Here is a 23,785-nt window from a genome sequence, read left to right on the forward strand (position 1 = left end):
ATTTCCTACTTTGCACAAGTATCTACAGTTAGATAAAAGATCGCTTTTTAAACATTTTTCTATTGGAGCCATATTAACAATTGTAACATTTATGAGAATATTTTGGCTATATGGCGACATTAAATTTCCTGGTTGTTCCAGTTGATGCAACGTCGCCCTTTCTCTCCAGGCTGACTAGAAGTAAATTTAAGAAATTCTCAGGTTCAAATAATTTTCCTCATATTTGTTAAAGTATCTCTAATGAGAACTATAGTCATTCTCTTATAACAATTACTTAATTTTTGCTGGGAGTGGGGAATGGGGACTGGGGAATTGGACAACAATTAATAGTTCTTCTCCCCCTACCTCCCCACTTTGCACAGACGCGATTAATCGCGTCTCTACCCAATACCTACTCCCTCGCAATCGGGCAATACTCTTGAATGGTTTTTACGTCCAAAGTCGTATTCTGTAAGGAACGAATGGCGGCGACGGTAGCTTTCGCGCCAGCGATGGTAGTAATGATGGGAATTTTGTAAGCTAAGGCTGTGCGACGGATTAACCTAGCATCAGTATGGGCTTCTTCCCCTGAAGGTGTGTTGATAATAAGTTGGATTTTCTGGTTTTTGATTGCATCTAGGACGTGGGGACGGCCTTCATGGAGTTTAAGTACTAATTCAATATTTAAACCTTGTTCGAGAAGAACTCGCCGTGTACCAAGGGTAGCCATCACTGTAAAGCCCAAATCGATAAACTCTTTCACCACACCACCGGCAGACGCTTTATCGCGATCGCTCATTGATACAAATACAGTTCCACTTAGTGGTAAACGCTCCCCAGCACCCATTTCCGCTTTGGCAAAGGCACGGCCAAAGTCGCTGTCAATCCCCATCACCTCACCAGTGGATCTCATTTCTGGGCCCAATATTGTATCAGTTCCTGGGAATTTATTAAAGGGTAATACTGCTTCTTTTACAGCAATATGTTTCGGAATGACTTCCTCGGTGAAATGTAGCTCCTCTAAGGTTTTACCCGACATAATTAAGGATGCTAATTTCGCTAACTGTACCCCCGTCGCTTTAGAAACAAATGGAACTGTACGCGAAGCGCGGGGGTTGGCTTCCAAAATGTAAACTTGGGGAGAATAACTGCTTGCACCGACAACGGCAAATTGAATATTCATCAACCCCACGACTGACAGCGCTTGCGCTAGCTGCACTGTCCAAGTGCGAATTTGATTGAGAACTGCTGGTGACAGGGAAATGGAAGGTAATGAACAAGCGGAATCTCCTGAGTGAATCCCTGCTTGCTCAATGTGTTCCATGATGCCACCAATCACCACGCGTCCGGTATGATCGGCGATCGCATCTACATCGACTTCGATCGCATTTTCCAAAAACTTATCAATCAAAATCGGATGTTCTGGTTCCACTAGTACTGCAAAGGTCATGTAGCGTTCCAACTCAGCATCAGAATAGACGATTTCCATCGCCCGTCCCCCTAACACATAGCTGGGACGCACCACCACCGGATAGCCAATGCGTTTGGCGACAATCAGCGCATCTTCGTAACTCCGAGCAATACCATTAGGCGGTTGGGCAATATTCAACTGTTGAAGAATCTTTTCAAACCGCTCCCGGTTTTCTGCCATGTCGATGGAATCTGGCGATGTACCCCAAATTTTAGTGAGGAGTGGGGAGTGGGTAGAGACGCGATTAATCGCGTCTGTACAAATTGGGGAGGAATCATCCGCTACTTCTGACTCCTGACTCTTGCGATTCAAAAACTCTTGCAAAGGTAATGCTAATTTCAGTGGTGTTTGTCCGCCAAACTGGATTATTACCCCGACTGGATTTTCAGTTTCAATGATGTTAATAACATCTTCTTTTGTTAACGGCTCAAAGTAAAGGCGATCGCTGGTATCGTAGTCTGTCGAAACTGTCTCTGGGTTAGAGTTGACCATAATCGTCTCATACCCCGCTTTTTTCAAAGCGTATGCAGCGTGACAACAACAATAATCAAACTCAATTCCCTGCCCAATGCGGTTGGGGCCACCACCCAAAATCAATACTTTTGGCTTGGTTGCGGGCATTACCTCTGTTTCTTCTTCGTAGGTAGAATAGTAGTAGGGGGTAAACGCTTCAAACTCAGCAGCGCAGGTATCTACGGTTTTATAAACTGGGATAATCCCTAGTGACTTGCGGTAAGCGCGAACTTCATCTTCGGTGGTTTTAGTGGCATAAGCAATCTGGCGATCGCTATATCCGTCCCGCTTCACTTCATAAAGTTGCTCTTTTGTCAATTGCTGTAAAGGTGTCCGCTTGAGGAATTTCTCGACATCTAGCAGTTGCTGAAATTTATCTAGGAACCAAGGGTCAATACCAGTCAGTTCGTAGATTTCCTCAGCACTAATTCCTAGTTGTAAGGCATGGCGCACGGAAAAAATGCGATCGGGGTTAGGTGTTCGCAGTTGGGCGCGGATTTGTTCACCACTGGGTAATTTTTCGGCTTTGTCGCAACCCCAACCAGCGCGTCCGGTTTCGAGCGATCGCAGCGCCTTTTGGAAGGATTCGTTGAATGTGCGCCCAATTGCCATTGCTTCCCCGACTGATTTCATTTGGGTTGTCAGCACTGGGTCTGAACCGGGGAACTTTTCAAAGGCGAAGCGAGGAATTTTTGTTACCACATAGTCAATTGTCGGCTCAAAGGAAGCGGGAGTTTTCTTGGTGATGTCATTTTTAATTTCATCCAAGGTGTAGCCCACAGCCAATTTTGCTGCCATTTTGGCGATGGGAAAACCCGTGGCTTTGGAAGATAAAGCCGAACTGCGGGAAACGCGGGGGTTCATCTCAATTACAACCACATCCCCATTAACCGGATTAACAGCAAACTGGATATTAGAACCGCCAGTTTCCACCCCTATCTCGCGGATGATTTTAATTGCCATATCCCGCAGCCTTTGATATTCTTTATCAGTGAGGGTTTGCGCGGGAGCGACGGTAATGGAGTCCCCGGTGTGGATGCCCATAGGGTCAAGGTTTTCGATGGAGCAGATAATCACCACGTTATCTGCCAAGTCACGCATCACTTCGAGTTCATATTCTTTCCAGCCGAGTAAAGACTGGTCAATGAGAATTTGCGAAACGGGGCTGGCATCTATACCTACCTGTGCCATTTCTTCAAATTCTTCTTGGTTGTAAGCAATACCGCCGCCACTTCCACCCATTGTGAAAGCTGGACGAATAATTAGGGGATAAGTACCAATTTTGCGGGCGACAGCTTTGGCTTCTTCTAAAGATTCGGCTGTGCCACTGGGACATACAGCTACTCCGATCCTTGCCATTGCCTCACCAAAAAGTTTTCGATCTTCGGCTTTCTCAATGGCTGGTAGTTTAGCGCCGATTAACTCAACGCCGTACTTTTCCAACACCCCATTTTTGGCTAAAGCAACGGCGATGTTGAGGGCGGTTTGTCCTCCCATCGTTGGCAGGAGAGCATCAGGGCGTTCTTTCTCAATGACTTTTTCGACCAATTCCGGTGTCAACGGCTCAATGTAAGTGCGATCGGCCGTTTCCGGGTCGGTCATAATTGTTGCAGGGTTGGAGTTGACCAAAACCACTTCATAGCCTTCTTCTCGCAGCGCTTTGCAGGCTTGAGTGCCAGAGTAGTCAAACTCACAGGCTTGTCCAATCACAATTGGGCCAGAGCCTAACAGTAGAATCTTCCGGAGGTCATCACGGCGGGGCATAGTCGTTGCCTTGAAATACGAGAATACAAATCCTGATTATTTTAAGGGTCTTTATCCCCTCTCGTGCTTTTTATTATTAAGTTTTCTAAGTTTGATGACAAAGGGGGCGGGTAGAGACGCGATTAATCGCGTCTGTGGGGAGTAGGGGAGGCAGGGGGGAGAATAAAAATTACCTCTTTCCCCTCAGCAAGAGCAGCTCCCTGCCCCTGTCCCTCTTTTCAATGCCCCATGCCCAATGATTATTTTGTATTTCTAATTTTATTTAATTACGATGCTAAAATTTTTAAAGTTTTTGCGAATCTTTATTATTTAAGTTGGTGAGATTTGGCAACAGATGGTTATTTATTCTGGCATATACCTATCTAATTATTAAATATAAATAAATTTCTTAGCTAAAAATATTTATTAACTATCTAATTGCTAAATATTTGCAACGTTAAATATTATGAAAATATGTTTACTTAGATTAAAAATGGCAGAGAGATACGAATACCATCCTCTGCCATTTTTTATAATATTTTAAGAGTTAGTGCTGCTAACTTTTTCTTTCAGTCTAGGTAGACAAATCTAGATTATGAGAGTTTTAGCTTTGAGCAGCTTGGACAAACCCTAAAGTTAAGCTGTCTTTAGCGAGGAAGTGAGACAAATGATATGCACGTTCCTCAGTTTTCAACAAAATCTTTTCGTACAGATAGCGTGTACCCCGATCGCCTAAACTCTCTGCTTGAGCAGCTTGACGACGAATCACGCCAATGATTGCTTGTTCGGCAGCTAGGTCATTTTCCACCATTTGGCGAGAGGAATATACACCTTCAGATTCTTGTTCAAAACAGGTTAATTCTGCTAACTTGCTGAAGGTCGCTACTGGCACGCCACCCAGTCCATCCAAACGTTCTCCAATTTCATGAACGTGGTCTTGTACTTGGTTGTAGCTTTCGTTAAAAAACTCATGCAGAGAGTAAAATTCTGAGCCTTCAACTACAAAATGATGCTTTTGGTACTGCAAGTATAGTGCCTGGAAACTAGCTAATACAACGTTGAATCCTTCTGTCACTGGAGCAGTTACGCTGTGATCCAACAACACAGGGTTGTCATATACATTACCAAAATTCCGTAACAAAGTTTGCGTTTCAGACATTGTGTTCCTCTCTTTTTCACAGTTATAGATTTTAACTGCTTATTGCTTACATATTAACATTTTAATAAGAACAGCAAGCCAATTCGCCATCACAAGATTTTGTATTTTTGCTTACTAAAAATCTCAAGTTTATTGTCGGCTGGATGATGGCACGCTCATCAAATTGCATAATTTTCTCATTCTCATTGACATCCCAGCTTAAATGTGCATATTTATCAATAAAAGCAGGGGGCAGGGGGCAAAAGAGAGAATAAAAAATAAAAATTACCTCTTTCCCCTCTGCTCCAAGCTTTGTACCCCTCTGCCTGTTCCCCCTCTGAATATGGGATGGCTGCAAAAATTTGACTTTTTTTCCAAAATTACTGAGAATTGTTTGCACTTAAGGTATGCTGGTTTTAAGAGGTTAAACTCCTCAGACTTTCAAAAAGCAGAGAGTTAAATGGCGGTAGTTACTGCAAGTTTGTTGCACTTTGAGGGCAATTCTCTTGAAATCGTTTAGTTCAGAAATAGAAAGCAACCACCTTGTAGAGGTGAATTGGGCAGATCGCTGGCAAGTCTATCAACGCCTAAAGGAGTTAGACATTCCCTGTAGTTGTACGGCTAACCAGCCATTGAAAGTTGAAATTGGCTCTCCTATGACAGCTGTTCAACTTTGGAGTGTGATACGGCGATTAACAGCCTCCCGTCAAGACCAAATTTGGACTCTTGAGTGTTGCTGGAAAAATCGCTACCAACAGTTCTAATCTTTAGCTGCTGAGAATATCTCGCTTGATAGGTTGTATTAATTAAAAGGAGGTTAAAAAATGGGTGCATCTCACAGTATGGAAGTATCGCAGTTTTGCCTTGAGGGCAGATTTATAGATTTTGTTATTAAAGATGGCTATAAGCTTAAAGGCTTAATGCTGGGGACTCATGAGGGTGAGTCTTATATTAAACTCGCTAAACATTTACGGGCTGCTTTTGACTTGCGCTTACCACCAGGGACTTGGCTGCAAGTTGTTGGTTATAAAGAATACGATATAAAAAAAGACAAAGTTACACTGAAAGCTGAACGTGTGATGGCGGCGCGTTCTGAAATGGCGACAGTTCAAACCATCGCTGCACCACAAGAACCCCCATCTATTGATAATGCCAAGGTAAAACCAGCTAAAACTAAAGCCACGATTTTGGTGTGTCAAAAATCTGATTGCATGAAACGCGGTGGTAAAGCAGTTTGTCAGGCGTTGGAGGCGGCTTTAAGCGATCGCGGTTTAGAAGACCAAGTTACAATCAAGGGCACTGGTTGTATGAAGAATTGTAAAGCTGGGCCTAACCTAGTTATGCCAGATAAAACGCGCCATAGCCGAATTCAAGCTACACATGTCCCAGCGTTGATGGATAAGCATTTTGGTGACAAGAGTTTAGAAACGCAGCCTGAAAATTTAAGGGAAGCGGCGATATTTAATGCTAAGTTTTGCTGAAAAAAATAGCGAAATCTTGACATTTTAATGATAAAGCTTCATAATATCTTCATCAAGTGTGTTCCATTAATACTCGGCATTGGGCTTTAGTCCAGTATTTGTAAGAGTTTCAAATTAAGCGATCGCCTACGATTTGTCATAAGAAAGGCAAAGTAGTAGTAGCGATCGCTTAATATTTGTATGCAATTGGGTTTAGCGATCGCAACTATTGGTAGCACTATCTGTCCTCATGCACCAAGTCATCTATAAATGACTCACGTTCATCTTCTGACATACTGTCCCAATTTAAACCACGTTCAGCACACAAGCTCCGTAATTGGTTTTGGGCATACTCCATAGGAGAATCCCGCTCTTGCTCACTTTCCTTTGCTAGAGCTAATAATACTAATCGTCTACTCTCTGGCGGTAGTTGCAAAACTTAATTCAATTACTTGTTCATCGCTCAATGTCAGTTTTGGCATCGTTAATTACCGGAAAACTGGATTAGTTTTTCTAAACTCTTATTTCAGCGTATCAAGAGATTTGACTAGCGATGCCTACGGCGGGCTACGCCTACGCCTACACAATGTCATGAAACGGGCATAATGTAAAGGCAATTTGAAAATTTAACTTCGTAACTCACGCAACATCCTTGTTGATTTCGTTTTTAATTTCATCCCAAGACACAGTACCATTAATGCGTATATCTTCCCTAGCTTCTTTAATGGCTTTTAAGTCTTCTTCGTCGTTTAGATCATCGATTCTTTTTAAGAGTGCGTAAATTTCATCTAAGAGGTTGTTTGAAAAGTGGTTGACTGTGATTTTAATCGAATTATTACCCCCCTTAGTCCCCCCTTATAAAGGGGGGAAACAATAAAATCCGGTTCCCTCCCCAATATATCGGGGAGGGTTAGGGTGGGGTAAAAAAATATTTGATACATCAATCATGACTTTTCAAACATCCTCTAAAGTACTGTCATAAGCTTGATATAACAGTACGTTGATATCTTTAATTAATTGTTCTCTTTCGTCTGTTGATTTCATTTTTGATCGTTCAAGCGTGGTTTTACTTTTTGTGCTACCTTCTCTAGTTTCGCCTAAAAGCACATTTACTTTCACTATCATTTACTAAAATATTTTGGAATTATGGTTCAAACAATACAGGCTAAAGAAATTACCCTGCTTGAGTTAGAGAACAGCTTTGGACTGCAATTGGTTGAGGATGACCAATTTTTTAGAGAGTGGCAAGATAACTTACCAGAAATAACCAACACGGAAAAACAACAACTCGACCGAGTTAAGGCCAGTTATGCCAATTTACTCAAGTATCCTCCTCTGTTAGAAAACACCGTCAAGATGGTGGTGCTGTCTCCCTTGCTAGATTTAGCAGACTTTTATTTATCGCCGTTTCATGTCAAATCTGAAAAGTCTGTAGAAGTTACTGCTGATGATGAAGGCGTAACGGTCAAAGGACAGATTGATGTTTTAATTTTATTTGAACAGCTAGTAGTAATAGTCATAGAGTCCAAACAAGCAGCTTTTTCTGTAGAAGTTGGTAAAGCACAGCTGCTAGCTTATATGCTGGCAATATCTAACACGGATAAACCAATATACGGATTAATTACCAATGGCGGTAGCTTTATTTTCGTGAAGTTGGTTAAACAAGATACACCAAAGTATGCCTTGTCTCGCTTATTCTACATCTTCAATCCTGGGAATGAGTTGTATACAGTTTTGCGTGTATTGAAGCGTCTGGGTAAATTGGCGACAAAAACTAATTCGTAATTCGTAATTCGTAATTCGTAATTATTGGTGGAACAATAGGGCTATTTCGTTCTAGACATAAACCGCCCAGAACTAAAGTTCCGGGCTAATAGCTCAAGTCCACTAAAGTGGACTAAAAGCCTTTATTAGTCGTCTAAAGACGACTTTTACTATTAGCCTCAGAATTTATTCTGAGGTGGGCTAGATGAGAATGAAATAGCCCTGGGTGGAACAACATACCAAAACCTGCGATTTGGTGGTCTGAAATTAGTTTGGGTCTAGATCCTCAAGTAATTCAATTACGAATTACGAATTATTTTAAACAACGTCAGTTAGAGAAGACTGCAACAACTGTCGCATAGATGTAGCCTGCACATGGTTAGGGAACACGGTTAAAAAATCATTTAGGTCTTGGATAGCTGCATGGATACGCTCTAAGGAAGCACCTTGAGATAAAACATAGCGATATAACTGCTCTGCTGGTTGAGTATATTGAGCAGCTAAATAGTAAAGGGCTAAGTTAAAGGCATTATTCCAGTTTTTGGGATCTTTTTCGTAATGCTGTTTAGCAAGCTTGATGGCAAGTGCTAAGTCAGCCTGTGCTTTATCTGGTTGGTTAAGGGCTTGGTAGGCTAAAGCGCGATCGTACAAATAGCAATCATCGTTAGATTTTAAATTGATAGCATGGCTGAAATCTGCAAGAGCTTCGTTGTACCCCTGAAGTACTAGGTAAATAGAACCCCGCTTAAACAATGACCAGTCGTCTTTGGGGTCAAGTTCAATAGCACGGTTTAAGTCTTGCAATGCTTCACTATAGCGCTGCATTTGGCGGTAAGTATCACCGCGACGTGCCAGTACCCATTGGTAATTTGGGTTAAGTACAATAGCGCGGTCTAAATCTTGCGGTGTTTCATGGTAGCGCTGCATTCGTCGGTAAATAAGACCCCTAAATCCCGTGGCTGGTATCAATTGGAAATTGGTGTCAAGTTCAATGGCACGGTTAAAGTCTTGCAGTGCCTCATTATAACGTTGCATATAGCGGTAAGTATCACCTCTACTGGCGATCGCCCATTGATAATTCGGGTCAAGTTTAATGGCGCGGTTTAAGTCTTGGAGTGATTCAAGATAACGCTGCATATAGCAGTAAGTGACACCTCGATGTGCCAGTGTCCATTGGTCATTGGGGTCAAGTTCAATAGCCCGGTTACAGTCTTGCAATGCTTCATCATAACGGTACATCCGACGGTAAGTAATACCCCGATTGGCGATCGCCCATTGATAATTCGGGTCAAGCTCAATAACACGGCTAAAGTCTAGTAGTGCTTCGGGGTAGCGCTGCATTTGGCAGTAAGTCATCCCTCGAACTGTTAAATACTCAACTTCTTCAGGCGCTAACTTGATAGCCTCGGTTAAATCTTCCAGAGCTTTTGAGTATTGATTAGATTGGGAGTAAATATAACTACGCCAATCTAAAGCTACTGCACGCCACTTGGCCTCAAGATTAGCATCGCTCAAAAAAGTTGTAAGCATTTGGGCCGGAACTTCATAGCGTTTTTCTTCATAAGCTTTTAACCCACTAGCTAATTGCTCACCCCAACGCTGAACTTCAGCAGAATCCGCATCTTTACCAGCCTGAAGCATCGTTTCTGCATATTGTTGGGCAAATTTGCGTTTATTTTTGAGTGCAGCAAGAAATTCATTGAGAGATACAGATAAATTCCTTTGCGGTGACTGACATAAGTTGTGGTACAACACATTTAAAGTGTGACTTTGCCAGCTAGGATCGCGCTGTTTATTCTCTTCGTCCAATTGCAGATCGTTCCGCAGGCTGTCATAATATTCTGCTAACTTACCATGTATGTCAGCCCAACCTTGCGGCGATGAAAGGCGCTTGTGGCGTAACATTTGGGTTTTAACAACATCATGATAAGCCCAACCGTCGGTACGTTCATTGACAAAGGATGTTTCTTTTAGCCAAGTAAATAACTCATCAGCTTCTTCTTCTCCTCTCAACTTAGCTATAACATCTCGATTCAAACACCGAGGAATGGCAGCTTCGAGAGCAACTTGTCGCCGCTTGGGGTGATCAACCCATTTTAAAAAGCGTTCTACAGCACTGCTGCTAGGCTCAATTACTTGGTTAGGGTCATTGGGATGAGCATCTGCTAGCATTCCCACTAGCAGGGGTAAATTTCCAGAAAGGCGTAAAATCACTTCAATAATGCGATTGTCTGTAATGCCTTTGCGAGTTAGATATTGTTGGGCTTCTTCTTCTGTAAAGGGTTCTAGAGGGAAACGAACAATTAACCCCTCGTAAGGTGTCCAATGATTTTTATCTAATTCATGCCGACCGGCGATCGCTATCAATATATTGAGAGATACTTCACCGTGGCGACCCTCCAAAATTTCTCGTAGCCAGTTATCTAGGAATTCCCCAGTGCGTTCATAAGTATCAAAGAACAAAACAACAGGAATTTTCTCAGCAATTTTAAAAATATCTTGCAAAAATAGCGGGGTCAGGATTTCTACAGGTTCTTGAACTAAGCGCACTTCGTCTTTATTTGTTATTTTCTTTGCAACATAAGATGCCCATTCTCCGGCTTGGGTAGCCAAAGCATCCTCATCTACAAAGTCAAAGACAGCACCGCCAACGGGAACTTGACGCGCCAGACGCACACCAGTTTTAACTACAGTTTTGCCTACAAAAGCTGAAAAGCCTTGAGGAGCTTCTGGATCAGTTTCTAATTCTTGGCGTTTTTGACGGTAAACTTTGTAGCGTTCTGTAAACTGCGTTAGTTTGTGACCTTGCCGTTCCAACTCTTCAGCTAAACGACCCATGACTTCTGGTATAGTTTTTTCAGCTTCATCGATGTAAGCCGAGATAATTTTTGCTTCGTCAGCAATTTTGCGAAACTGTCGTAGCAGGGTACTTTTACCAACTCCGCCTTGACCCCAAACGTTATACAGAAAACGACGGCGATCGTCTTCTGGGGGTAATGTTAGATTTTGGCGGAATTGGTTTACCTGGTCTTCACGACCCACAAAACCTGATTGCTGGCGCTGCTTAAGAATATCTTGTAGACTCTTGGGCTTGTTTTGCGGGTTCATGACCAGATTCAATTTTGAGATGCTTAATGTTTACAGGATAACTACTAAATATACAAGGTGTATTTCGGAATTTATCAAACTTTTTCTAGGTAAGTAGTCAGACAGAATTAATTACACAATGTCATTGCGAATGGAGCGTTCGCGGAGCGTCTCGCAAAGAAGCGTAATGAAGCAATCGCAAGGATTGGGATTGCTTCACTTCGTACCCTTCTCTACGAGAGGCTGCGCCAACGGGAACGCCAGGGGCGAACGCAATGACTGTAAATATTTTTGTTCAGCTACTTAATTTTTATGCGTAACCTTGATTTAATTTCAATGTTGACCTTCTGAGGCTCAATGTTGACCTTCTGAGGCTCGACGTTGACCTTCTGAGGCTCGACGTTGACCTTCTGAGGCTCAATGTTGACCTTCTGAGGCTCGATGTTGACCTTCTGAGGCTCAATGTTGACCTTCTGAGGCTCAATGTTGACCTTCTGAGGCTCAATGTTGACCTTCTGAGGCTCGATGTTGACCTTCTGAGGCTCGATGTTGACCTTCTGAGGCTCAAAAATGCCCTAGCGACTAGAAGTCGCGGCTACACAGACAAAACCCGCCTTCGCGGGTTTCAAAAATCTTTGAATTGTAAGACGCGAAAAGGGCATAACAATGTTATGCCCCTACAAATGACCTGTATTTTAGCAAGTTGACAACTCGTATAATTGCCTATTTCAAGGTTTAGCTAACTGGGACTTCAGATTGCTTTTTCTTAGAACGGCGGTTAAACCTGCGTCCCATCTCATCAATTACTGCATCCAAACCTGCGACATCACCGCTAGCTTTGGCATAGCTATAAACAGCTAATGCTGCTGCATACGCTTCACTAGCAGCAGCTATACAGGTATCATCCACCAATTCTTGCAGTTGCGTTAGAGACAATAGCACCGGATATAAGTCCTCATATATTTCCAAGTCCCGGCGCATCTCTTCTAAATCAAAGTAACGAGGCAAAAAGTTAGGGTTTTGTGTGGCCACTTCTAAGGCTTTGCTAACAAAAGCCCGACTTTTATCTCCCATCTTCAGCATCGTTCGCCGGTCTTCAGGGGTTAAATCTACCAAAAACGGTAACTTTTCTCTAATTGTAGCGATCGCTTGCATGACTGCTTCTTTGTCTGCTGGGGCTAGGCTGGCACTGATGCGATTTTCTGGCATTTTTAATACTCCTTTAGGGTACTTTATTTCAGTATTCCCAAAGTTGTAGAGGCAATTGCATTAGTTTTCAAGACAGGCTAACGCCAAGACACCAAGAATTTGTTACATCGAATCGAGCCGATGACGTAATTGGCTACTAAAAGCATCAATTACTGTGACGACTACCAAAAGCACTAACATCATGGTTGTTGCTTTGGTGTACTCGAACCCGTCGATGTAACTTTTTAATTGAAAGCCAATACCACCTGCACCAACTACACCCAAGACAGAAGCAGCACGGATGTTGTACTCAAACATCCAAAAGGTGTAACCTAATCCCAGTGGTAGCACTTGAGGGAGAATGCCGTATTGAGCAATCTGTAGCTTGGAAGCTCCGATAACTTGCAAGGATTCAAGAGAACGCGGATCAACCGCTTCAATTGCCTGTTGATAAAATTTGGCAAGGTAGCCGATGGTATAGATTCCCAAAGCTAAAGTTCCTGCTGGTGCGCCTAAGCCAGTGGCGGCAACAAAAATTAGCCCCAGAATAATTGAGGGGACAGAACGTACAGTATTTTGCAGCAAATTAGCTAGCGATCGCAACCACCCAGGCGCAATGTTGCTGGCGCTAGCTATAGCAATCGGTACAGAAAGAATTGCTCCAATGGTAGTTCCCCATAAAGACATCTGTACAGTTTCAATTAGTGCCTTAACTGCAATATCTAAAACTTTCCAATCGGGAGGAAATAACCGGGTAATAAAATCGGTGATATATGGCCAGCTAGAACGTAGCAGTTCAAAATCGAGTTTGAGTCCTCGCAAAGCCCAACCATAAACTACTACGACAATTAATAAGATGAGTAGAGAACTCAGCCAAGGGTAGAAACGTAAGCGTTTTAACTTAAAAAAGGAACTCATAGTGTATTAAAATAATTCGTAATTCGTAATTCGTAATTCGTAATTAAATCAAATCCCACTCAAGCGGAAACTTTCGCAAATTTAGCTTGTAAGTTGTCACAAAGTCCTTGGTAAACGACGCGTCCAGCATCTAAGACGATCGCTTGTTGGGCGTATTTTTCTGCGATTCCCAAATCGTGCAAAACTGCGACAATAGTCATGCCTTGCTGAGTGTGCAATTGGGATAGAGTTTCCATGACTTGTTGAGATGCTATAACATCTAACCCAGTGATGGGTTCATCGACTAAGAGAATTTGCGGTGATTGAATTAAAGTCCGGGCGATCGCTACTCGTTGTTGCTGTCCGCCACTTAATTGACTGGTTTTTTGAAAAGCTAACTCTCCAAGTCCTAATTGTTCTAATAAATTTAGTGCCAACATGCGATCGCGTTTGGAAAATCCAAGCAGTGTTTGCCAAGTTGTTCTTTTACCAAGGCATCCGCACAAGACATTTTCCAGTGCTGATAACTGCCTAATTAATCCGCCACCTTGAAATAACATGCCAACATCGCGCCGAATTTTTGGCAGTGTTCGGGGATTCATCTCAACATTATTGACGAGCAATTCTCCTCTCACTGATGGCACTAATCCAACTAGCGATCGTAGTAATGTAGACTTACCAGCACCGTTTAGCCCCAGCAAAACGACAAATTCACCCCGTTTAATCTGGCAATTAATCCCGTTGAGGATAGGACGATTGAGAGATGCAGCATAAGCTGTCTCTAGGTTATGACACTCAATAACATAATCATTCATAGAAATTTATTTATCTGCTAAGAGGATGTTTTAAAAGTTCTTTGGTCGTTAGTAAAACGTTTTAGATCCCCCTAAATCCCCCTTGAAAAGGGGGACTTTGATTCCGCTTCCCCCCTTGAAAAGGGGGGTTAGGGGGGATCTAGAAGTGCCTAAACTTACAGCCGACCACTTTTAAAACATCTGCTAACAGTTATTCAAGATGTTCACTGAATAACTGTTAACTGAATTATGGTTCAATGCCAGCAATTTGCAGAGCGTCACGGATAGTTGCTAGGTGACGATCGTGGTTAATTCGCACTAATTCTGTGGAATTATACAAGTCGGTTAGCAATTTATTATTTTGCGACTGATTTAATTTCAGTAAGGCGTTGATGATTTTTTCCCGTGTTGGAGTGGGAACATCATCATCAATGGCAATACCGTGGGCAGGTACACCAGTAATTTTGTGCAAAACCCGTAACTTACTCTTCTCTTGGGCGGTGATATAAGGTGGATTGAGAGCATATTCTGACACAACAGCCACATCAGCTTGACCGCGCACAACAGCTTGCAAGGCTTTGCTGTAATTGCCGCCGTAAGAAATTTGACCAAAGAAACCATCTAAGCGATCGCGGTTGGGTACAAATTTTTGTTTGACCAACTCAGCGACAGGGATAATAAACCCAGAGCCAGAAGTAGGGGAAGTAAAAGCAATTTTCTTGCCCCGCAGTTGTTCTAAAGTGGCTTTAGCTGAATTTTGAGTTTTTAGGGGACTATTCTTGGGGACAACAAATGTTGAGCTATAGGTGTATCTTCCAGAATAAGTGGAACGAACTTCGGCTAGATACAAACTGGCGTTTGCTAATTGTTTCGCTTTCAAAGCCGGACGGCTACTTAAAAAAGCTACATCAGCCCGATTTGCTCTCAAAGCTTCCACAGCAGCTGTATCATCACCAACTTGTGCGACAACTGGAATTCCTAACTCTTTCGATAAAAAAGCTCCTACCGCATTTGCCTTATTTTGCAAGTCTGTAGAATCAGCACGACTGGGAAAAACTATTGTTAAAGTCTTCACCCCTTGGGCAAGTAAGCGTGGTGTCTGTTGATTAGTGGTGGGGTTGGCGATCGTTGCCTGCATAGCCCCTACTGTGCTGGCTACTAAACCTGTAAGTACTGCAAATGCCGCGCCAGCACCCAATAAGCTCTTTTTCGTCACACTCATTTGCAACTCTCCATTAGGAAGTTTTCTCAGTTTTTTTGCTAATTAATTTTAATTAACCTTTAAAAAAGATTTATAGCTTTTAAGAACAAAAGTCAATAATAAAGCCTAGTTTGTTTGTATTGTAGGCTTCTTTTGTGAGTGTATTGGCACTAACCGCTAATTACAGCGATCGCATCAATTTCTACCAACACATCTTTAGGTAAGCGCGATACCTGCACACAAGCCCGCGCTGGGGCTGTATTTTCTGGGAAATATTTAGCATAAACGGCATTCACCGCCGCGAAATCATTCATATCTGCTAAAAATACAGTGGTCTTCACGACATCTTGAAAAGTAGCTCCGGCTGCTGTGAGGATGGCTTCAAGATTAGCTAATACTTGCTCAGTTTGTTTTTTAACATCATCAGTGTAGACGACATCACCAAGGCGGGGATCGATGGCAATTTGTCCAGCGACGAATACAAATTGACCAGAAGCTGCGATCGCTTGATTATAAGGGCCGACTGGTGCGGGTGCATTATCAGTATTAATTACTTTACGGGTCATAGATATTACTTTCTCTAACGATGTTTCTTGTTTACCGATTTCCGCTTCAGAAGCGATCGGTTTGTAGACTTCTCCATCTGGCATTATCGCACCAGTGAGGTCAGCATTTTTAAAGTTGACACCGTAGGTATAATCACAAAAACTTTGTGTCACAGATATTCCTCTCCCCTCTTCTCTCTGCGCTCTCTGCGCCTCTGTGGTTCGTCCCTCTTACCCCAACCTCGGACGTATCCCATAATGCCGATATCGCCAATAATCTCGCAAAATGCGATCGTGGTCAAAACATAAATTACCAGGCACTCGCCAAGACTCAAAAACTGCTACACCCTTAGCATCATCACCAGCCCTGATAAGTAAGTCGGTGGAAAAAAACAGAACTATATTACGAAAAGTAAATACACCTGAAACCCTTACCAATGACAAAGGACAAATGACAAATGACAGCCTTCTCCTGTCGGAGACGCTACGCGAACACCAGTTAGCTTTATTTGCGCCGACTTACTTAATGTTGGGTTTCGTTCCTCAACCCAACCTACATTGGAGTTATTTTTTAGGCTTAACCGAACAGTATTGCGTCAGGTCAGCATCTCGATCGCACTCGTATAATACTGTTACGACAGACTGCAAAACATCATTTATGAATAAACCAGGATGAATATTAAAGAACTACTACTCCAAGAAATTGAATCATCCTCAGATGTTCTACTAGCCCAAACCCTAGATTTTTTGCGTTTTCTCAAAACAAAACCAGTAACCGAGCAAATATCTCTTGACCTATCAACGGAAAAAAATGATCATACTTCCAGTCATAAAACGAAACCAGAAATACAGGAAGCAACACCAATTCTTAGAGGTTGTTTGAAAAGTGGTTGGCTGTGATTTTAGGCACTTGTTGATCCCCCCTAGCCCCCCTTTTTAAGGGGGGAACCGGAATCAAAGTCCCCCAATTTATCGGGGGATTTAGGAGGGTCTAGAACGTTTTGCTACCGATAAGAGGACTTTTCAAACATCCTCTTAGAGGCTCTAAAGCAGAAGACTTGCTAAAATTTGCCGGAACGTGGCAAGGGGATGATTTTGAGGAGTGCTTGCAGCTTGTTTACAAAACCCGTTTCCCAGCTGAATTTTAGTGATGTACCTCTTAGATACCAACCTTTTACAAAAACTGTACGTTGGGGAATTCCAGATATTTCTCTCCCCTCTTCTCTCTGCGCCCTCTGCGCCTCTGCGGTTCGTCCCTCCTATCCCAACCTCGGACGTATTCCATAATGCCGATATCGCCAATAATCCCGCAAAATGCGATCGTGGTCAAAACATAAATTACCAGGCACACGCCAATACTCAAAAACTCCTACACCCTTAGCATCATCTCCAGCCACAGGTTCCCCCGTCGCTGTCGCCAAAAACACAATGCTAATGGTATGCTGACGCGGATCGCGATCAGGGTCAGAATACACCAATAATTGTTCAACTAACTCCACCTGTAAACCCGTTTCTTCCTGGGCTTCTCGCCGCGCCGCCACTTCCACCGCTTCCCCATAATCCACAAAACCACCCGGAATAGCCCAACCTAAGGGTAGATTATGTCTTTCAATTAACACTATTGGCCGATGAGGTCGATCTACTAGTTCAATGATGATATCAACTGTCGGTGTAGGATTTCGGTAAGTCATAGTCATTAGTCATTGGTCATTGGTCATTAGTCATTAGTCACTTGTACTGAGCGTAGCCGAAGTATTAGTCATTGGTTATTCACAAAGGACAAATGACAAATGACAAAGGACAAACAAAATGAGTTTACTTGATTTACCCTGCAAATACTGTTCCGTGATAAATTCGATGCGATCGCATAGCGTGTCCATCAGATAATTGCTCCCTCTCATAATTCAGGTTAAATATGCCTTTTCCTAGATCCAGTGGCATTTTGCTGCATCCTACCTCCTTTCCCAGCCGATTTGGCGTTGGAGATTTAGGCTTAGAAGCCTATCGCTTCATCGATTTTCTTAAAGAGACCCATCAACAATATTGGCAAGTTCTACCCTTGGGCCCCACTGGATACGGCAATTCCCCCTATATGTGCTACTCAGCAATGGCAGGAAATCCCTTGCTGGTTAGCCCAGAAAAACTCCGAGATGAGGGTTTGCTAACTGAAGAAGACTTTGCTAATTTACCAGGATTTCCAGTAGAAAAGGTAGACTTCGACCAGGTTGTGCCGATTAAAATTGGGCTACTCAAAAAAGCCTGTGAAAACTTTAGAACAAATGCTACGGACATCCAAAAAAACGAGTTTGCAGGTTTTTGCGACAGTAAAGCCTATTGGCTAGATAATTACGCCTTATTTATGGCGCTGAAAGATGCCCACGAAAATGCAAGCTGGCATACATGGGAGCCAGAATTTGTCAAGCGCCAACCCGAAGCATTAGCTCAGGTAGAGCATCGGCTTAATGGAGAGATTTTTTATTACAAGTTCGTCCAATTTGAGTTTTTCCGGCAGTGGTCAGACCTGAAAAACTACGCCAACATGCGCGGTATTGACATTATCGGCGATATCCCCATCTACGTAGCTCATGATAGTGCTGACGTGTGGGCGCATCCCGACATCTTTTGCTTAGACGAAGAGACTGGAGTTGCTGCCCAAATGGCGGGAGTCCCACCAGATTACTTCAGCGCCACCGGTCAATTGTGGGGCAACCCGGTTTATAACTGGGAGGAATTGCAAAAACAAGACTTTAAATGGTGGGTACAGCGCTTTGAGGCAATGCTGGATTATGTAGATATAATTCGCATTGACCACTTCCGGGGCTTCGAGGCTTATTGGTCAGTACCCAAAGGCGAAGAAACTGCCATGAATGGCAAATGGGTAGAAGCTCCTGGAGATGCTTTTTTTGAAGCGATTAGGCAGAAGTTGGGTAAGCTACCCGTCTTGGCGGAAGATTTGGGAGTAATTACACCAGAGGTAGAAGCCCTGCGAGATAAGTATGAATTTCCTGGAATGAAGGTTTTACAGTTTGCCTTTGGTTCCGATCCCGGTAATCCATTTTTGCCATTCAATTACCCGCGAAATGCTGTAGTTTATACTGGCACTCACGATAACGACACAACTGTAGGCTGGTTCAATTCAGCCAGCGATAACGAAAAGCATAACTTATGGCTTTATTTAGGTTCTATCAGTCCTGAAGGCATCCACTGGGATTTAATTCGCCTAGCTTTGAGTTCCATAGCCAACCAAGCGATTATTCCCTTGCAAGATGTTTTGGGATTAGGAAACGAAGCGCGGATGAATTTTCCCAGTCTTGCTGAGGGTAACTGGGAGTGGCGCTATCAAGCAGGAGCGCTGAGAGAGGAATTAGGCGATCGCTTGAAAGTTCTTACCAGACTCAATGGACGCGCCCCGGAAGCACAATAAGGCAGGGGGGCAGGGTGCGGGGAGCAGGGGAGAAAGTTTCCCCTTTTCCCCCTGCTCCACCTCGGCTACGCTCGGCGACCACCTGCTCTCCTGCTTCTTCATTCCCCTCTGCTCCCAGCAAGAACTGCCCCTCTGCCTCTTCCCCATGCCCCATATTTCAAAACTTAGGTTTTGCAGCAATTCTAACTTCTTCCTCTTTCCCCGGTTCTCCCATTTCCTTGGCTTTCTCTTGATTGATGCTCATTAACACACCACCAGCATTATCAGTTTTCACTGTGAGTTGCTCTTGGGCTTTCCAAATCCGGTGAGTTCCCTCTGGGAGAGTACCCTCAAACTCGGTTTTGCCATCGGCTACTACGCGAATCCAAGATGACGCTTTTAAAGTGACACCAATCTGTACAGCCTTTCCCTGTTGGACGGCGCTAAGGGTATCGTTAACTGATTGAACCTCCACTGACTCTTTTATTTGGGCTATTTCTGGTTTAACAATGGACTTTTGTTTTGGGGATGGCTGATTTTGGCTATTACTTGTATTTGCTTGTAGTACCGCGTTATTTAATAACTGAGATAAGCCATTTACAGAGCATACAATTAGCAATATGTAAAGAAAGTAAAGATGAATCGGACGTAGTTGATTAAGGGGTGAATTATTCCCCATACCTTGAGGGTTCACTTGTGCAGAACTAATCGGAAAAGTGCCAGAAAATTCTACTCCATTCAACCCTAGTGCGTCGGCAAATTGCCTGATTAAACCCTGTATATAGACTGGTTCTGGCAGATCGTTTAAATTACCTTCTTCGATCGCCTGCAATAATCGCCGGGGAATCCTGGTTAATGCAACCATTTGCTCTAGAGATAATCCCTGTTCTTGACGCAATGCCCAAAGTTGAGCGCCCATTTCAGCCAACTTTTCGGTTCGTTGTTGCTCTAATGAAATTGATGGCTGCAAATTATTCTTCTTTCTTAGCCATTTCATGCCTACTGACACTCCTTAACTCCACAGAATCAATAATTAGGTTGCGTTATCTGATCTTGCAAAAAGTGAATCTCATGATCTTTGAGGGAACGATATTTACCCTCTGACAAAAAAGGTTCTTTTGGAGTTTGTAATTGAATTGGGCCGATAGCAGTCCGATGCAGCTTGATTACTGGGTATCCTAACTGTTGAGCTATCCGGCGAATTTGGCGATTTCTTCCCTCCTGCAAGACTATTTCTAAAAAGCTTTGCTCGGCACGATGTTCTATTAGCTGTACCTTAGCGGGTCTGGTTTTTCTACCCTCCAACATCACACCCTGACGCCACATTTTCAGTACTGTTTCTGGAGGGTGTCCTTCTACCAAAACATGATATGTCTTGGAAATACTGTGGCGGGGATGGGTTAGTCCAAATGTCAGATTTCCGTCATTGGTCAGGATTAATGCTCCTGTAGAATCTGCATCTAAACGCCCAACTGGGTGAATACCTGTACCCTCCCGTAATTCTTTCGGTAGTAGATCCAGGACTGTTGGTCTGCGGTGAGGGTCGTAGCAAGTCGAAACCACACCTGCTGGTTTGTGCAGCAATAAATATATTAAAGCCGGACGCTGCTTTTTAGATACAGGCTTACCATCAATTGCGATCGCATCTTTTTCGGGATCAACTTTTTGACCTAGATGTGCCAATACCCCATTTATCCGCACCCGTGAGTGCCTAATCATTTCTTCAGCTTCACGACGTGAGGCGATACCCCATTGAGCGAGAATTTTTTGTAACCGTGCCTCCATGTGGAATTGCTTATTTACTGTTAACAATTAAACGATATTTGTATTTTGTAGTGAGTAGGCATAAATGTTACATTTAAGACTTATTTAATTTCTGTTCAGTTGTTAAACAAATACTCATAAACAGATTGGTTACATGCCAGAGCAAAATTTTCAAACAACAAATGCAAATAAAATCCGCATAATTACGCAGGTACTCACAACAGCCCTAAAGCTCTGGTTAAGAGCGCAAGTGAGCCAAATATCGGACTTAGAAGTGGAGATTAAAGCGAGCGATCGCCAAATTCTCTCTGGGCGTATCCCGTCGGTATCTATTTTTGCTACTCATGCAGTTTATCAAGGTCTCCTAATTACACAAATTCAATTAATAGCAGAAAATATTCGGATAAATATCGGTTCTGTACTCAAGGGAAAGTCCCTGCGATTGTTAGAAACAGTACCAGTGGTTGGCGATTTGATCGTAGACGAGAAGGATCTTAATGCTTCTCTCTCATCTGACTTATTATCGACTGCTTTGAGTGATTTAGTGGTTAAAGTTTTACCAACACATTGCCCACAGTCACAACCAATAAATTGGCAAGAAATTATTCTTGAGAACAACCAAATTATACTGCGAGGTATGAGAGTAACCAATAGTGAAACAACTCCTGTAGAGATTTGTCTAAGCTCACAGTTACTCAGTGGGCATGAGTTGCAACTAGCACATATAAAAATCAAGCCCGACCAGGGAGATATATTAGAGGACAATCATGAGTACAATCTGGATCTTGGCTCAGATGTCGATATCCAAGAACTAACACTGATCCCAGGCAAGCTAGTGTGTCGTGGGCGGATTAACGTTAACCCTTAATGATTAGAAATTAAAAAATGCTAATACATTATTTTAAATGATATAGCGGCTCTCAGGGGATGAGAGAGCAGGGGGACAATCCTGCGCTTCGTTGCGATCGCGCCTCGGAATAGAATTCCAAGTTATTGCATTGAAGGGACGATAAACACAATCCTGCGCTTCGTTGCGATCTCGCCTTGGAATTCTATTCCAAGTTATTGCATTGAAGGGAGGATAAACACAATCCTGCGCTTCGTTGCGATCGCGCCTTGGAATAGAATTCCTCTTGCTTATAGCTTAAGTCCTCTCAAGAGGACTAAACAAGAATTTTAGTCCACTTAAGTGGACTTAAGCTATTAGCCCGGAACTTAAGTTCCGGGCGGGATGTGGCCCAGTGCAATACTTTAACTGTTACTAAAAACCCTTACAGTAGCGGCAACAGCAATGTCACAAAATAATAAACCAAAGGAGCAGTGAAAATATAACTATCAGTACGGTCTAAAATACCACCGTGTCCAGGGATTAACTGCCCCGAATCTTTGACTCCAGCATCTCGCTTGAGCATAGACTCGGTAAGATCCCCCAAAAGGCTAGCAATGCCAATCAGTAAACCCAATGCTAAACCAGTGAAGGGGGATCTTGGCAAATGCAGATAATAGGCTCCTGCTATGGCTACAGCAACACTTGAAGTAATGCCAAAGACAGCACCTTCTACAGTTTTCTTCGGGCTAATATCAGACAGACGGGTTTTCCCAAAGAATTTGCCAATAGTGTAAGCGCCGATATCTGCTGCCCAAATACACAAAAAAGTTAGCAGTGTTGCTGTAAAACCTTGTGGTAAAGAAGCAGAATTTGCCTTTTCCCAGAAATCTGTCCAGGTTGTGGGCCAATAACCTCCGAAAGAGAGATTGCTAAAAGCAGCACTATTAATTGCCCGTAATCGCACCCAGTAACTCGGCAAATAACCTACGTAAAATAGCCCCATAATAGAAGCGGAAACATCAGCGATCGTGGCAAATTTGGGCTGAAACAGCAGGTAAAAACAAATAAGTGTGCCAGCAATTGGCATCACAGCGTCAGCTAAACTGCCATCAAGGGTACAAATTACCAACAGAACTTGGCTGACACCCATAGTGGTTTTAGCGGCGGGAGCGATGCCTCTGGCTCGTACTAAATTAAAATATTCCTGTTGACCCAAAAAGATGATAACCGCAAAGATGATGGTAAAGTACCAACCCCCCAAAAGGGTTGCCGAAAGAGCAAGAGCGATCGCAACAATTCCACTAATAATCCGAGACCAAGGCATAGAAGTATTTTGGATTTAGTCTAGTTTCTCACCACTAAGGATAAAAATGGGATCAACGGCGGTAAAGGTTTGAGAAAAGCCACGCGTCTCTAAGCGGTTAACCGCAGACTGAACGACTTCGATATTTCTAGCCCTTAACAGAGAAAAGCTCTGAGAAATAGCATACAGACTTTCTAGATTAGCAGCTGTGGCTACAACCCGACCGGATGGGGGCAAATAATGCCATGCTGCTTGCAGAATCTCTTGAATGGGCCGTCCTCCCTCGATACAAACGCGGTGAGGTATAACTTTAAGATCGTGTAAACACTCTGGGGCGCTACCTTCAATTACTTCGACGTTTTTAACATCAAAGCGATCGCAGTTACGCTTGATCAGATTAGCTACTTCTTCATCCCTTTCTATAGCGATAATCTTTCCGCTTGGACACAATAGCCCCACCTCTACCGGAATTGTACCTGTCCCTGCGCCAATGTCCCACAACACAGAATCTGATTTTAGTCGCAGTTGGGCAATTAACAGCAGTCGGACTTCTCGCTGACTTAGGGGAATACCTGGCAAATGTTCAAACAATTCATCGGGAATACCAGGGGTTATATAAGGCCAAAGTTGGGAGGGCATAGAATTACGCAATTATACTAAAGATATGGATTTGCCAAATTGAAAAGCTATAAGCTCTAAAAACTTT

At 43.1% G+C, this 23,785-nt stretch carries 23 protein-coding genes and 2 pseudogenes; 7 read left to right on the top strand and 18 right to left on the bottom strand.

Annotation, left to right across the window (positions count from 1 at the left end):
- Window positions 1-391: 391 nt before the first annotated feature.
- From carB to LC653_RS00485, 3 genes are all read right to left on the bottom strand, one after another.
- Complete coding sequence (gene carB / locus LC653_RS00475) at window positions 392-3,727, bottom strand: carbamoyl-phosphate synthase large subunit (RefSeq protein ID WP_229492098.1); 3,336 nt, start codon at window positions 3,725-3,727, stop codon at window positions 392-394.
- A gap of 583 nt (window positions 3,728-4,310) precedes the next feature.
- A complete protein-coding gene (dpsA, locus tag LC653_RS00480) occupies window positions 4,311-4,865 on the bottom strand; it encodes a DNA starvation/stress protection protein DpsA (RefSeq protein ID WP_100898647.1) in 555 nt (184 codons plus the stop codon).
- A gap of 61 nt (window positions 4,866-4,926) precedes the next feature.
- Entirely contained in the window at window positions 4,927-5,244 is a 318-nt protein-coding gene (locus LC653_RS00485) for a hypothetical protein (RefSeq protein WP_229492099.1), read from the bottom strand.
- A 106-nt stretch (window positions 5,245-5,350) separates the two neighbouring features.
- On the opposite strand from LC653_RS00485, the gene LC653_RS00490 reads away from it, so the two are divergent.
- Window positions 5,351-5,608 carry an Asr1405/Asl0597 family protein gene (locus LC653_RS00490; RefSeq protein WP_229484698.1) on the top strand — a complete coding sequence of 86 codons (258 nt, stop codon included), beginning with the start codon at window positions 5,351-5,353 and terminating at the stop codon, window positions 5,606-5,608.
- A 60-nt stretch (window positions 5,609-5,668) separates the two neighbouring features.
- Window positions 5,669-6,325 carry a (2Fe-2S) ferredoxin domain-containing protein gene (locus LC653_RS00495; protein WP_229492100.1) on the top strand — a complete coding sequence of 219 codons (657 nt, stop codon included), beginning with the start codon at window positions 5,669-5,671 and terminating at the stop codon, window positions 6,323-6,325.
- Between the two features lie 86 nt (window positions 6,326-6,411).
- Here LC653_RS00495 and LC653_RS46075 read toward each other — a convergent pair whose 3' ends face one another.
- The 3 genes from LC653_RS46075 to LC653_RS00505 all read right to left on the bottom strand — a co-directional run bounded on the left by LC653_RS46075 (window position 6,412) and on the right by LC653_RS00505 (window position 7,423).
- A complete protein-coding gene (locus LC653_RS46075) occupies window positions 6,412-6,543 on the bottom strand; it encodes a hypothetical protein (protein WP_267922892.1) in 132 nt (43 codons plus the stop codon).
- On the bottom strand, window positions 6,543-6,740 hold the full coding sequence (locus LC653_RS00500; protein ID WP_229492101.1) for a hypothetical protein: 198 nt from the start codon (window positions 6,738-6,740) through the stop codon (window positions 6,543-6,545). The genes LC653_RS46075 and LC653_RS00500 overlap by 1 nt, the downstream gene beginning before the upstream one ends.
- 518 nt (window positions 6,741-7,258) lie before the next feature.
- Entirely contained in the window at window positions 7,259-7,423 is a 165-nt protein-coding gene (locus tag LC653_RS00505) for a hypothetical protein (protein ID WP_229492102.1), read from the bottom strand.
- 27 nt (window positions 7,424-7,450) lie between these two features.
- Between LC653_RS00505 and LC653_RS00510 the strand changes: the two genes are divergently transcribed.
- Window positions 7,451-8,089 (top strand): DUF2959 domain-containing protein, encoded by a 639-nt coding sequence (locus LC653_RS00510; protein ID WP_229492103.1) that lies wholly within the window; start codon window positions 7,451-7,453, stop codon window positions 8,087-8,089.
- Between the two features lie 297 nt (window positions 8,090-8,386).
- Here LC653_RS00510 and LC653_RS00515 read toward each other — a convergent pair whose 3' ends face one another.
- The 7 genes and pseudogenes from LC653_RS00515 to LC653_RS00545 form a co-directional block, all read right to left on the bottom strand.
- Window positions 8,387-11,176 carry an ATP-binding protein gene (locus LC653_RS00515; protein WP_229492104.1) on the bottom strand — a complete coding sequence of 930 codons (2,790 nt, stop codon included), beginning with the start codon at window positions 11,174-11,176 and terminating at the stop codon, window positions 8,387-8,389.
- A 714-nt stretch (window positions 11,177-11,890) separates the two neighbouring features.
- Window positions 11,891-12,364 (bottom strand): hypothetical protein, encoded by a 474-nt coding sequence (locus LC653_RS00520; RefSeq protein WP_229492105.1) that lies wholly within the window; start codon window positions 12,362-12,364, stop codon window positions 11,891-11,893.
- Window positions 12,365-12,466: 102 nt separating this feature from the next.
- The gene (gene phnE, locus LC653_RS00525) at window positions 12,467-13,261 is read right to left on the bottom strand and encodes a phosphonate ABC transporter, permease protein PhnE (protein ID WP_229492106.1); all 795 of its coding nucleotides are present in this window, start codon (window positions 13,259-13,261) and stop codon (window positions 12,467-12,469) included.
- A gap of 59 nt (window positions 13,262-13,320) precedes the next feature.
- Entirely contained in the window at window positions 13,321-14,055 is a 735-nt protein-coding gene (locus tag LC653_RS00530) for a phosphonate ABC transporter ATP-binding protein (RefSeq protein WP_229492107.1), read from the bottom strand.
- A gap of 226 nt (window positions 14,056-14,281) precedes the next feature.
- The gene (locus LC653_RS00535) at window positions 14,282-15,256 is read right to left on the bottom strand and encodes a phosphate/phosphite/phosphonate ABC transporter substrate-binding protein (RefSeq protein ID WP_229492108.1); all 975 of its coding nucleotides are present in this window, start codon (window positions 15,254-15,256) and stop codon (window positions 14,282-14,284) included.
- Between the two features lie 149 nt (window positions 15,257-15,405).
- Window positions 15,406-15,927: pseudogene (locus LC653_RS00540) on the bottom strand (RidA family protein); the annotation flags it as partial.
- An 84-nt stretch (window positions 15,928-16,011) separates the two neighbouring features.
- Window positions 16,012-16,146 (bottom strand): annotated as a pseudogene (locus LC653_RS00545) (NUDIX hydrolase); the annotation flags it as partial.
- Window positions 16,147-16,231: 85 nt separating this feature from the next.
- On the opposite strand from LC653_RS00545, the gene LC653_RS00550 reads away from it, so the two are divergent.
- Both LC653_RS00550 and LC653_RS00555 read left to right on the top strand, forming a co-directional pair.
- The gene (locus tag LC653_RS00550; RefSeq protein ID WP_229492110.1) at window positions 16,232-16,456 is read left to right on the top strand and encodes a hypothetical protein; all 225 of its coding nucleotides are present in this window, start codon (window positions 16,232-16,234) and stop codon (window positions 16,454-16,456) included.
- Window positions 16,453-16,680 carry a DUF2281 domain-containing protein gene (locus LC653_RS00555; RefSeq protein WP_229492111.1) on the top strand — a complete coding sequence of 76 codons (228 nt, stop codon included), beginning with the start codon at window positions 16,453-16,455 and terminating at the stop codon, window positions 16,678-16,680. Before LC653_RS00550 ends, LC653_RS00555 begins: the two co-directional genes overlap by 4 nt.
- A gap of 359 nt (window positions 16,681-17,039) precedes the next feature.
- Here the strand turns inward: LC653_RS00555 and LC653_RS00560 are convergent, their stop codons facing one another.
- On the bottom strand, window positions 17,040-17,471 hold the full coding sequence (locus tag LC653_RS00560; RefSeq protein WP_229492112.1) for an NUDIX domain-containing protein: 432 nt from the start codon (window positions 17,469-17,471) through the stop codon (window positions 17,040-17,042).
- Between the two features lie 224 nt (window positions 17,472-17,695).
- On the opposite strand from LC653_RS00560, the gene malQ reads away from it, so the two are divergent.
- A complete protein-coding gene (malQ, locus tag LC653_RS00565) occupies window positions 17,696-19,204 on the top strand; it encodes a 4-alpha-glucanotransferase (protein WP_229492113.1) in 1,509 nt (502 codons plus the stop codon).
- Between the two features lie 157 nt (window positions 19,205-19,361).
- Here the strand turns inward: malQ and LC653_RS00570 are convergent, their stop codons facing one another.
- Window positions 19,362-20,180, bottom strand: a complete 819-nt coding sequence (locus tag LC653_RS00570) for a helix-turn-helix domain-containing protein (RefSeq protein WP_229492114.1) — start codon at window positions 20,178-20,180, stop codon at window positions 19,362-19,364.
- A 29-nt stretch (window positions 20,181-20,209) separates the two neighbouring features.
- On the bottom strand, window positions 20,210-20,968 hold the full coding sequence (locus LC653_RS00575; protein ID WP_229492115.1) for a pseudouridine synthase: 759 nt from the start codon (window positions 20,966-20,968) through the stop codon (window positions 20,210-20,212).
- Window positions 20,969-21,101: 133 nt separating this feature from the next.
- Here LC653_RS00575 and LC653_RS00580 point away from each other — a divergent pair, with 133 nt between their 5' ends.
- Window positions 21,102-21,815 (top strand): LmeA family phospholipid-binding protein, encoded by a 714-nt coding sequence (locus tag LC653_RS00580; RefSeq protein WP_229492116.1) that lies wholly within the window; start codon window positions 21,102-21,104, stop codon window positions 21,813-21,815.
- A 403-nt stretch (window positions 21,816-22,218) separates the two neighbouring features.
- Here the strand turns inward: LC653_RS00580 and LC653_RS00585 are convergent, their stop codons facing one another.
- Together LC653_RS00585 and cbiT are read right to left on the bottom strand one after the other, a co-directional pair.
- Window positions 22,219-23,100: a phosphatidate cytidylyltransferase gene (locus LC653_RS00585; protein ID WP_229492117.1), complete on the bottom strand. Its 882-nt coding sequence runs from the start codon at window positions 23,098-23,100 to the stop codon at window positions 22,219-22,221.
- 15 nt (window positions 23,101-23,115) lie between these two features.
- A complete protein-coding gene (gene cbiT / locus LC653_RS00590; protein ID WP_229492118.1) occupies window positions 23,116-23,718 on the bottom strand; it encodes a precorrin-6Y C5,15-methyltransferase subunit CbiT in 603 nt (200 codons plus the stop codon).
- Window positions 23,719-23,785: the final 67 nt, after the last annotated feature.

Origin of the sequence: Nostoc mirabile CHAB5784, assembly GCF_020829645.1 — a bacterium.
GTDB lineage: Bacteria > Cyanobacteriota > Cyanobacteriia > Cyanobacteriales > Nostocaceae > Nostoc > Nostoc mirabile.

Excerpts from the sequence above, each read along its gene's own strand:
- carB (WP_229492098.1), bottom strand. The coding sequence starts at position 3,727 with ATGCCCCGCCGTGATGACCTCCGGAAGATTCTACTGTTAGGCTCTGGC.
- dpsA (WP_100898647.1), bottom strand. The coding sequence starts at position 4,865 with ATGTCTGAAACGCAAACTTTGTTACGGAATTTTGGTAATGTATATGAC.
- LC653_RS00560 (WP_229492112.1), bottom strand. The coding sequence starts at position 17,471 with ATGACTTACCGAAATCCTACACCGACAGTTGATATCATCATTGAACTA.
- LC653_RS00550 (WP_229492110.1), top strand. The coding sequence starts at position 16,232 with ATGACAAATGACAGCCTTCTCCTGTCGGAGACGCTACGCGAACACCAG.
- LC653_RS00510 (WP_229492103.1), top strand. The coding sequence starts at position 7,451 with ATGGTTCAAACAATACAGGCTAAAGAAATTACCCTGCTTGAGTTAGAG.
- LC653_RS00555 (WP_229492111.1), top strand. The coding sequence starts at position 16,453 with ATGAATATTAAAGAACTACTACTCCAAGAAATTGAATCATCCTCAGAT.
- LC653_RS00575 (WP_229492115.1), bottom strand. The coding sequence starts at position 20,968 with ATGGAGGCACGGTTACAAAAAATTCTCGCTCAATGGGGTATCGCCTCA.
- LC653_RS00520 (WP_229492105.1), bottom strand. The coding sequence starts at position 12,364 with ATGCCAGAAAATCGCATCAGTGCCAGCCTAGCCCCAGCAGACAAAGAA.
- LC653_RS00570 (WP_229492114.1), bottom strand. The coding sequence starts at position 20,180 with ATGAAATGGCTAAGAAAGAAGAATAATTTGCAGCCATCAATTTCATTA.
- phnE (WP_229492106.1), bottom strand. The coding sequence starts at position 13,261 with ATGAGTTCCTTTTTTAAGTTAAAACGCTTACGTTTCTACCCTTGGCTG.
- LC653_RS00515 (WP_229492104.1), bottom strand. The coding sequence starts at position 11,176 with ATGAACCCGCAAAACAAGCCCAAGAGTCTACAAGATATTCTTAAGCAG.
- malQ (WP_229492113.1), top strand. The coding sequence starts at position 17,696 with ATGCCTTTTCCTAGATCCAGTGGCATTTTGCTGCATCCTACCTCCTTT.
- LC653_RS00580 (WP_229492116.1), top strand. The coding sequence starts at position 21,102 with ATGCCAGAGCAAAATTTTCAAACAACAAATGCAAATAAAATCCGCATA.
- LC653_RS00530 (WP_229492107.1), bottom strand. The coding sequence starts at position 14,055 with ATGAATGATTATGTTATTGAGTGTCATAACCTAGAGACAGCTTATGCT.
- LC653_RS00495 (WP_229492100.1), top strand. The coding sequence starts at position 5,669 with ATGGGTGCATCTCACAGTATGGAAGTATCGCAGTTTTGCCTTGAGGGC.
- LC653_RS00535 (WP_229492108.1), bottom strand. The coding sequence starts at position 15,256 with ATGAGTGTGACGAAAAAGAGCTTATTGGGTGCTGGCGCGGCATTTGCA.
- cbiT (WP_229492118.1), bottom strand. The coding sequence starts at position 23,718 with ATGCCCTCCCAACTTTGGCCTTATATAACCCCTGGTATTCCCGATGAA.
- LC653_RS00585 (WP_229492117.1), bottom strand. The coding sequence starts at position 23,100 with ATGCCTTGGTCTCGGATTATTAGTGGAATTGTTGCGATCGCTCTTGCT.